Genomic DNA, 8,389 nt, shown 5'->3' with positions numbered 1-8,389 from the left:
GGCGCAACGCAGGCCGCGTAACCACATGATCCCCAGAATTTTTCTGGCGATTCCCGGGAAAGCGGTCTATATTGGTTGTTAGAGGTGCAACCGACCCATTCGAAGGATTGACTCATGAGCAAGACTACCCTGGGCGTCAAGCTCGACGACGAGACCCGCGCGCGGCTCAAAACCTTGGCCGAGACGCGGCGACGCTCGGCGCACTGGCTGATGAAGGAAGCCATCGGCCAGTACCTGGAGCGCGAGGAGGCGATCGAGCAGCGCAACCGCGAAGCGGATGAAGCATGGCAGGACTATTGCGAAACCGGCGCGTTCGTTCGTCACGAGGAGATGAGCGCCTGGCTGGATAGCTGGGGCACGGACAAGGAAGGCCCATGCCCGGACCTCGAACGCTGACGCTGCGGTGGTCCCCGGCTGCCCGCGCCGACCTGATTCGCCTGCGGGCGTTCATCGCGCCGCATAACCCGGACGCGGCCCGCCGCGCGGCGAGCGCTTTGAAGAAGGCCGCGAACCTGTTGCGCGAGCAACCCGGAATCGGACGGCGAATCAAGGACCGGGAAGACCGCGAATATTTCGTCCCCTTCGGCCAGCGCGGTTATCTGCTGCGCTACCGCCTCCACCACCACGACACCATCGTCATCCTGCGCATCTGGCACGGGCTTGAAGATCATTCCTGAAGCGTTTTCCCGCTGCTGCTCGCTATCTGGCTGTACCGACTGATCGGTGCAAGACGGGGTCTGCGAGACGGGGTCAGGTCTTGCAATCCAGCACCGCCCGACTACACTTGGCCCATGGCCAGACCCCTTCGTATCGAGCTAGCCGGCGGGCTCTACCACGTTACCTCGCGCGGCGATCGGCGTGAGGCCATCTATCGTGACGATGCGGACCGCAGCGCTTGGCTGGAGCTCTTCGGCGATGTCTGTGAGCGGTTCAACTGGCGGTGCCACGCCTACTGCCAGATGACGAACCATTACCACGTCGTCGTCGAGACACCTGAGGCCAACCTGTCCAAGGGCATGCGCCAGCTGAACGGTGTCTACACCCAAAGGACCAACCGACGCCACGGGCTGGTCGGACACCTGTTGCAGGGACGCTTCAAAGCCATCTTGGTGGAACGCGATGCGTACCTGTTGGAGCTCGCGCGCTACGTCGTGCTGAATCCCGTGCACGCGGGAATGGTCCCGGCGGCGGAAGGCTGGGCATGGAGCAGCTACCGGGCGATGGTCGGGCGGGCGTCGGCGCGGGCGTGGTTGGAGACGGATTGGCTGCTCGGGCAGTTCGGCGAGGAACGCGGCGTCGCGCAGGCAGGGTATGCGGATTTCGTTCGCCAAGGGGTCGGCGGTGCGAGCATCTGGGAAGGTCTGCGTCATCAGGTCTTTCTCGGCAGTGAGGGTTTCGCCGAGCGCCATCGCGCGACGACCAAGCCCTTGGAAGGGCTGCGCGAGGTCCCGCGCGCGCCGCGCCGGGCGTTGGCGGAGCCGCTCGCCGGCTTCGCGCGCCGGTATCCCAACCGTGACGAGGCCATGGCTCGGGCCTTCGCCACCGGCATCTACACGATGCAGGAGATTGCCGCGTTCTTCGGCGTGCATTACTCGACGGTGAGCCGCGCCGTACGACGCCTCGAGGCCGCATCAGACTGCAACGCGCCGGCAACCTCAAGCAAGCAGGGTGCTTGAATGCAAGACCTGACCCCAATGCCTGATGACCCCAATGCCCTTGAGCCAATAGAAACCGCTATTCAGAACAAGGAACTAATGGCGCAGCTTGGTGAAAACATTCTCATACGCCTTGCTGTTTCAAACGGGATTGAAATATGAAGTTTTCGAATGGTCGTGAAGCCCAGGTCGGAGATGTATTCAAGTACAGCAATGGTACCAAAGGCACAGTTGTGTGCTCAATGGATCTCGGGCAATACTCCGAAGAGCATCCGAAAGAGCAATGGGGCTATTTGGGTGAAGGCGTCATGGTAGAAACAGAGGCTATGGGGCTTGTTCATTACACTGAGCCAGATTCAGATATGGTGTTCTTGCGTGGAAATGAAAAGACACTTAACAAGTAATTCCACCGGACAGCAAAAAGCGCCGCTCGTTCCTCGCTCTGCTTTTTGCTTCCGGTGAGTTTGGCGTTATGCGTAAAGCAAGAATATGAGCCAAGTCATTTCAATTAAAGTGCCAGAGCACTATGAAGAAGCATGCGTGGCTTTTCAAAAAGAGATGGATCTCGCGGATGTTAACGGTCTAAACGAATCTGCGGGACAAAAGTTCATGGTTTCTTATGATAAGTCAGCTTATGAGATTCAATGCGAAGGAGATTTTCCGGATTCAGTCTTTTCTGCGCTGGTAATGGTAAAAGACCAATTTGGTGGAAAGCTCTTTTATGAGGGAGAGGAATGGAACGAAAAAGATGGCGAGGTAGTTGAAGAGGCAGGATCACTCGAAAAGATATGGATTATACTCGCCATTGTATTTTTCCCCATCGCTCTAATATATTTATTGATTCGAGTTGTTGTATGGATTCCGTTTAAAGTCTGGAAGGCAACGAGATGAACAAATCGCATAACGAACAAGGCTAGATCGTCCGAGCGAAGCGAGCGACGATCTGAACCGTTTGTTGGACGAGCCCGCGGGAGGGAGCGGAAGCGAGGCGGCGGGGCTTAGAAAATATCTCCCGCGAGGTGCGGGGAGCCGCGGGCCCGTGGTGTGTATCGAGGCCCGAGGGTCCTGGTGTCAGACAGCCGCAGCGGCGGTTTTTTGCGTCATGAGGCGCTCGCCAGTGGTCCTGATACCCGGATTGTGCGCGAGCGTGGGCCTCGGCACACGGCAGCCGAAGTGCAGGGAGGCGGCTTGGTCGGTGCGCGTTACATCGCGAGGGCCTCCGTGGCCGTGGCCGTTGGTGGCGGCCCGGCCCGTGGTGGGAGGCGGGTTTGTACGATGATCATCGGTGTGCCGCAGGCGGGGCAGATCAGCCCGGGACGAGGCCGGCTGATGAGCCGGCGCTTGGGATCGAGGCCGAAGAGCCATTGCAACAGGCGGATGGCGCGTTGGCTGTTGGGATGCAGGAAGCCGAAGTTGCGCGTGCGGCGGAAGCCTTTTATGCGTTGCAGCGCATAAAAGGCTGCATGCGCGTGAGGCATTACGGCTTTCTGGCCAACCGCTGCCGTGCCCGACGCCTGCCCGAGATCCGCGCCGCGCTCACGGCACCGCCCACCGCGATAGCGCAGGCTGAAGAACCCGGCGCGTGCGTCCCCTTCGATGGCTATCCGTGCCCGACGTGCCGCACCGGTCGGCTGCGCGTGATCGTGCGCCTCAGCCCCCCGCGCCGCGACCGCGGGGGAGGTGCCCCCTTACGCGCGTGACACCGAGCGCGTCGCCTCCTCCGGCAGGACCGACCCGCAACGGTCGGCGCTTGTGCTCGCCTGAAATCCGGGAAATGGCCTAAGATTGCCCGCAGAGCCGTTGGATTGCGACCTCGCGGACCGATGCCGATGCCCTTGATCACGACCTCCGCCCCTGTTCGACCCCTGGCCGCGCCCACGCGCCGTTGCCGCGCGAACGGGCCGCGACAATACAATCCCCTCTTTCTAGAGAGTGCCCGCGCCGGCCGCCACGCCGTGCCAGGAGCGGATTAGTCCAACAAACGTTTATCTGGTCTGCGCGCGGGAGCCTCGCGGCACCAGGGGCCTCGGCGTCGCGCGCAGACCAGATAAGCGCTTATTCGTTGGGCGAGCAAACTCAACTGCGACCGAGTGTGAATGAATGTACTTCGAAATCCAGGGCTCCATCGAGGAAATCGAGCCGATCGCGATTGGCAACAGCATTCGAGAGCTTCCGCGTTTGAAGAAGCAGTTCGGCTCCGGACGATGGCGGAAACTCAAAGGGACGGCGACCGTCAAACTTCCAAATGGACGCATCCGAAGAGCTGAGGTCCATTGGTATGAGGCCCACGGAATAGGCAAACGAAAAATGAAGATCAAGCGTTTCATTGACTAACAGAGCAACTATGAACGATCATGCCGCAGAATTTGCCCTGTGCATCGACCCCAGTGGATCTGAAGACCTAGAAAAAGGTAAGGTCTATCAGATCCTTCAGGATTCCGAGGCTGAAGCGGAAAACATGCTGAGGGTGATCGATGAATCTGCAGAAGACTATCTGTATCCTGCAGACTTCTTCGTGATCCTTGATTTGCCACAGAAAGCGCGTGAAGCTCTGTTTGTAAGTCAGTAGCTTGACGTTTTGCCCAACAAGGCGCTACACCCGACGCTACGGTCGCTACCGCTCCCTTCGCTCGGGTGAGCGCTGCCGTTGCCAGAAAAGAATTCTCGGAATCCGTCGAAGTGAAACTTGATTGGGGCACAAAGAAAGCCGCAGGCAATTTGCGCAAGCACGGCGTTTCTTTTCAGGAAGCCGGAACGGTGTTCGGCGATTCCATGGCACTCACATTCGATGATTCAGACCGCTCGGTAGCCGAGAGACGCTTCCTTACCTTCGGCGTCACCAGAACCTCGAAATTCTTGATCGTATGCCACACGGAAGAGGCGGGCGTCACCAGAATCATGAGCGCTCGCGAGATGAACAAGCGTGAGAGAAGAATCGATGAAGAAGACTAAGCCCAAAGACGATGAGCTGCGCGCGGAGTACGGCCTTGATCATCGCTTGGTCCAAGACCCAGTGCGAGCGTAACGATAGCTGCCATCTTAGCTGGATAATCAGCGCCTTACGCCGGGACGTCTTCCTCCGTTCGGCTAGGTGGACCAAACGATGATCAAGGCCCGGAGTACAAGCGAGAGGATTTGGGAGTTGGTGTGCGGGGCAGATTTTATCGATCCTACATCGAGTCTCACAATCTTGTCTTGTTAAAACCAGAGGTCGCGGAGGCATTTCCTTCGGAGGAGGCCGTCAACGACGCGCTGCTATCTCTCATCAGGATAGCGAGGGCATCAACTAGCCTAACGAATAGCTCGGCGCCGACCCAAGACCGCGCGCCAAGCTCTGAGTAATCGCGCAGCGGCGTTTCGGCGCGGTCTTGGGCTGGCTAGCCAAGACGTTAGCAATTACACGCAACAAACAAATAACATAGAAGTATATACAATATTGAATTTATCGATAAATGTAAGTAGGTATAACTTTGAGAAAATATTGTAGGACATAATAATGAGTGAACATGATTACACAAAAAATCTCGAAGCATTTCTTGTTAAACTAAATGAAGTTAATAATCCTTCATTTGTAGAGCGCGACAAATGGAGACTTCCCTTAGCGAATGAGATGTCTCCGCTTAATGGAGTCTTAATCGGTTATGAAATTGAGAGTAAACAAGATCGAGAACAGTTACATAAAATAGGGCAACAGTTTGGGCTAATTCCTTTATGTCCAAATGATTTGGTAGATTTGGATATATCTGATTTGTCCGTGAGCGGATTACCTAAACCCTATGTACATTCCATTCATGGTAAGTTTTACTTAAGTAAACCAAAACTCAGTAGCTAATAGAATTGAAGGGGCCTGGGTTAATATAATTCCTAGGAATTGAATTTAATCGGCGAAATTGCCTAACGAATAAGGTTAGATCGTCCGAGCGAAGCGAGCGACGATCTGAACCGTTTGTTGGACGAGCCCGTGGGAGGGAGCAGGGATCCTAGGGTCAGGATCCTAGGGTCAGGTCTTGCAATCCAGCGCCGCCCGACTACACTTCGCCCATGGCCAGACCCCTTCGTATCGAGCTAGCCGGCGGGCTCTACCACGTTACCTCGCGCGGCGATCGGCGTGAGACCCCATTGCGGTGACCCCATTGCGGGATTCCTGCGAAGTTTGCTGGTTGGTAGCGAGCAGTCTACACTCCCCCATGGCCTGCTACACGCAAACATTTCCAACAGTTGGCGGGGTCTTGCCCAGTGGCACTCAACATTCGCAACCCGGAGACCGAAAGGCTTGCCGAGCGCATCTCTGAACTGACGGGGGAGACCAAGACGGCCGCCGTTACCAGGGCATTGCGCGAGCGCCTGGAACGACTACAGCGGGAGCACTCCGGCCAGAGCCTGGCGGACCGGCTCGATGCCATCGCCTGCCGTATGGCAAGGCTGCCAGTGCGCGATGCCCGCACGCCGGAAGAGATCCTGGGCTACGACGATAAGGGTCTGCCGGGCTGATGGTGATCGACACCTCGGCGCTCGTCGCCATTTTGCAAGACGAACCGGAGCGGCGGCGCTTCAACGAGGCCATCGAGGCCGCACCGCTCTGTCATATCTCCGCAGCGACGCTGGTGGAGATATCGATCGTCGTCGAGGCGCGCCATGGCGCGGAAGGGATCCGCGACCTGGATCTCTTCATTGCCGCGGCGGGCATCCTGCCCGTGCCGGTGGACGCCGAGCAGGCCCTGGCGGCACGCGAGGCATTTCGCCGCTACGGCAAGGGACGTCACGCGGCGGGCCTGAATTTTGGCGACTGCTTCTCTTACGCGCTGGCGCGGGTGCGCGACGAACCGCTATTGTTCAAAGGGTTGGACTTTCCGCAAACCGACGTCTTGGTCGCAGAGCCTTTGCACTGAAGGGCACCTTGAAAAATTCAAGGTGCCCGCGCGGGACAAGGATGCCCCGCCATTTTCAGTCGCCTAAACGACTGAAAATGAAGCGAAGCGGAAATCGCATTTTCGCTTCGCGTCTTGAAAAATTGCCCGGATGGCAATTTTTCAAGGTCCCCTGAAGGGGACGCAAGCGATTGGCCATCGAGCCCGCGTCGCCGGGGGCAAGCTGCGGTCATGTCTGGCTCGCGGGGGTGCTTGACCGGGGTCTTACCCTTGTTGCGGAGGTCTACCGATGGCGACCTGGCCGCCAAGTGCCAACAGCGATTCGTCCGTTGCGTGCCGTGTCGATATGACGTCGAAACTCGATCCATCGGACAGTACGGACCGGAGGGTCTCGGATTGTTGCAAGGCGAGAATCGGACTTGACTTGAGAGCATGGCGCGACCTCTCCGCATCGAGTTTCCCGGCGCCTTGTACCACCTCACCGCCCGCGGTGATCGGCGGGAGGCGATCTATGAGGACGATGAGGATCGCGACCGTTTCCTGGCGGTGCTCGGGGAGGTGGCCGAGCGGTACAACTGGATCTGCCACGCCTACTGCCTGATGCCGAATCACTACCATCTCGTGGCCGAGACGGTGGAGGGGAACCTTTCGCAAGGGATGCGGCACTTGAATGGGGTCTACACCCAGGCGTCGAACCGGCGCCACGGGCGCAACGGGCATCTGTTCCAGGGGCGGTTCAAGGGCATTCTGGTCGATCGCGACGCCTATCTGCTCGAGCTGACGCGGCATGTCGTCCTCAACCCGGTCCGCGTCGGGTTGGTCGAGGCGCCCGAGGACTGGCCTTGGAGCAGCTACGGGGCGATGATGGGGAGCGCGCCAGCGCCCCGTTGGTTGGCCGTGGACGCATTGCTGCGGCAGTTCGCCGCGTCGCGGAAAGCGGCCCGTCGTGGTCACCGGGCATTCGTGTACGAGGGCGTCGGGCGAGACATCTGGCAGGGCTTGCGCCAGCAGATCTATCTGGGGGACGAGGCGTTCGTCGCGCGGATGCAGGGCGAAATCCGGTTCGACGGCGACAGGCTGAGTGTCCCGCGGGCGCAACGCCGCCCGCCGGCTCCGACGCTGGCGCAGATCGCGGCGCGATCGAGTGGGAGAGACGCCGCGATCGCGGCGGCCTATGCGACCGGCGCCTACACCTATCGCGAGATCGCCGACCATTTCGGCATCCACTTGGCGACCGTGGGCCGCATCGTGCGGGGCGGGATGGCCGAGCGCTAGGGCTGGGTGTGCGGGGGCGTTCCGGCCGAGCGGCTACCGGCCCTGTGCTCCCAGTCGCGGGCGTTGTGACGCCCGAGTCGCGTAGCGTGCGACCACATGTGCAGTATCCCGAGCCTGTTTATCCGATAGGCCCCGCGATCGGCATCCACCATACGCAGGTCGTGGAGTTCGTGGACGACTGCGGACACAGGCTTGTGCATCTCCACGTTCTGGAGACGGATGCCGCGTTCACTGATGCGCCTTTCCATCTCCTCTTCGGTGAGCCAAGGCAGCTGCGATTTCGTTCCCCCAACGACATCGACCATGTGAACCAATACCAACAACTGCGAGCGTATCTCGCGCGCGGACGCTGCCCTCAGCGCGAGCCGTTGCTCGAGATAGCGCGGCGGGTAGCGTTCGACTCGATCGTCCACTTCTTGGCAGTCCAGTGTTGGCGCGGCCCCCATGTCACGAGGCATCGCAGGCCGCGGAGGAAAGGCGCACAATTCAGCATGGCGACTCTACCGATCCTTGCGTGAAGGCTGCGTGAAGCGGTCTCCGCGAGGCAGAGCCGCGTGTATTGTCGCACAGTCGGATGCCACGCCCCTGTGC

The 8,389-nt window shown here is 59.3% G+C and carries 14 protein-coding genes and 2 pseudogenes; 14 read left to right on the top strand and 2 right to left on the bottom strand.

The window, feature by feature from the left end:
- The first annotated feature begins 114 nt into the window (after window positions 1-114).
- From CKO41_RS13890 to CKO41_RS13865, 6 genes are all read left to right on the top strand, one after another.
- Entirely contained in the window at window positions 115-396 is a 282-nt protein-coding gene (locus tag CKO41_RS13890; RefSeq protein ID WP_200250829.1) for a CopG family ribbon-helix-helix protein, read from the top strand.
- Complete coding sequence (locus tag CKO41_RS13885; protein ID WP_200382742.1) at window positions 375-677, top strand: type II toxin-antitoxin system RelE/ParE family toxin; 303 nt, start codon at window positions 375-377, stop codon at window positions 675-677. The genes CKO41_RS13890 and CKO41_RS13885 overlap by 22 nt, the downstream gene beginning before the upstream one ends.
- Window positions 678-791: 114 nt before the next feature.
- The gene (locus CKO41_RS13880) at window positions 792-1,676 is read left to right on the top strand and encodes a transposase (RefSeq protein WP_200382740.1); all 885 of its coding nucleotides are present in this window, start codon (window positions 792-794) and stop codon (window positions 1,674-1,676) included.
- Window positions 1,677-1,817, top strand: a complete 141-nt coding sequence (locus CKO41_RS13875) for a hypothetical protein (RefSeq protein ID WP_200382738.1) — start codon at window positions 1,677-1,679, stop codon at window positions 1,815-1,817.
- A complete protein-coding gene (locus tag CKO41_RS13870; RefSeq protein ID WP_200382736.1) occupies window positions 1,814-2,059 on the top strand; it encodes a hypothetical protein in 246 nt (81 codons plus the stop codon). Before CKO41_RS13875 ends, CKO41_RS13870 begins: the two co-directional genes overlap by 4 nt.
- An 85-nt stretch (window positions 2,060-2,144) precedes the next feature.
- On the top strand, window positions 2,145-2,546 hold the full coding sequence (locus tag CKO41_RS13865) for a hypothetical protein (RefSeq protein ID WP_200382734.1): 402 nt from the start codon (window positions 2,145-2,147) through the stop codon (window positions 2,544-2,546).
- 311 nt (window positions 2,547-2,857) lie between these two features.
- On the opposite strand, the pseudogene CKO41_RS13860 reads toward CKO41_RS13865, so the two are convergent.
- Window positions 2,858-3,094 (bottom strand): annotated as a pseudogene (locus tag CKO41_RS13860) (IS91 family transposase); the annotation flags it as partial.
- Between the two features lie 15 nt (window positions 3,095-3,109).
- Between CKO41_RS13860 and CKO41_RS19180 the strand changes: the two are divergent.
- From CKO41_RS19180 to CKO41_RS13825, 8 genes and pseudogenes are all read left to right on the top strand, one after another.
- A pseudogene (locus CKO41_RS19180) lies at window positions 3,110-3,355 on the top strand (IS91 family transposase); the annotation flags it as partial.
- A gap of 400 nt (window positions 3,356-3,755) precedes the next feature.
- Complete coding sequence (locus CKO41_RS13855) at window positions 3,756-3,989, top strand: hypothetical protein (protein WP_200382732.1); 234 nt, start codon at window positions 3,756-3,758, stop codon at window positions 3,987-3,989.
- Window positions 3,990-3,999: 10 nt separating this feature from the next.
- Window positions 4,000-4,224: a hypothetical protein gene (locus CKO41_RS13850; RefSeq protein WP_200382731.1), complete on the top strand. Its 225-nt coding sequence runs from the start codon at window positions 4,000-4,002 to the stop codon at window positions 4,222-4,224.
- A gap of 65 nt (window positions 4,225-4,289) precedes the next feature.
- Window positions 4,290-4,607, top strand: a complete 318-nt coding sequence (locus CKO41_RS13845; RefSeq protein WP_338115590.1) for a BrnT family toxin — start codon at window positions 4,290-4,292, stop codon at window positions 4,605-4,607.
- Window positions 4,608-5,151: 544 nt separating this feature from the next.
- The gene (locus CKO41_RS13840; protein WP_200382730.1) at window positions 5,152-5,487 is read left to right on the top strand and encodes a hypothetical protein; all 336 of its coding nucleotides are present in this window, start codon (window positions 5,152-5,154) and stop codon (window positions 5,485-5,487) included.
- 404 nt (window positions 5,488-5,891) lie between these two features.
- Window positions 5,892-6,146 carry a type II toxin-antitoxin system VapB family antitoxin gene (locus CKO41_RS13835; RefSeq protein WP_200255439.1) on the top strand — a complete coding sequence of 85 codons (255 nt, stop codon included), beginning with the start codon at window positions 5,892-5,894 and terminating at the stop codon, window positions 6,144-6,146.
- Window positions 6,146-6,544 (top strand): type II toxin-antitoxin system VapC family toxin, encoded by a 399-nt coding sequence (locus CKO41_RS13830; RefSeq protein ID WP_200255438.1) that lies wholly within the window; start codon window positions 6,146-6,148, stop codon window positions 6,542-6,544. Before CKO41_RS13835 ends, CKO41_RS13830 begins: the two co-directional genes overlap by 1 nt.
- A 411-nt stretch (window positions 6,545-6,955) precedes the next feature.
- Window positions 6,956-7,798, top strand: coding sequence for an REP-associated tyrosine transposase (locus CKO41_RS13825; protein ID WP_200382729.1), 843 nt, complete (start codon window positions 6,956-6,958; stop codon window positions 7,796-7,798).
- On the opposite strand, the gene CKO41_RS13820 is transcribed toward CKO41_RS13825, so the two are convergent.
- Window positions 7,795-8,211 (bottom strand): hypothetical protein, encoded by a 417-nt coding sequence (locus CKO41_RS13820; protein WP_200253408.1) that lies wholly within the window; start codon window positions 8,209-8,211, stop codon window positions 7,795-7,797. The two genes, CKO41_RS13825 and CKO41_RS13820, sit on opposite strands and share 4 nt — an antisense overlap.
- Between the last annotated feature and the right edge of the window lie 178 nt (window positions 8,212-8,389).

Source organism: Thiococcus pfennigii (assembly GCF_016583835.1).
In the GTDB taxonomy this organism is placed as follows: domain Bacteria; phylum Pseudomonadota; class Gammaproteobacteria; order Chromatiales; family Chromatiaceae; genus Thiococcus; species Thiococcus pfennigii.
Note: the sequence above shows the minus strand (reverse complement) of the source record. Positions and strands in the feature narration are given on the sequence as shown.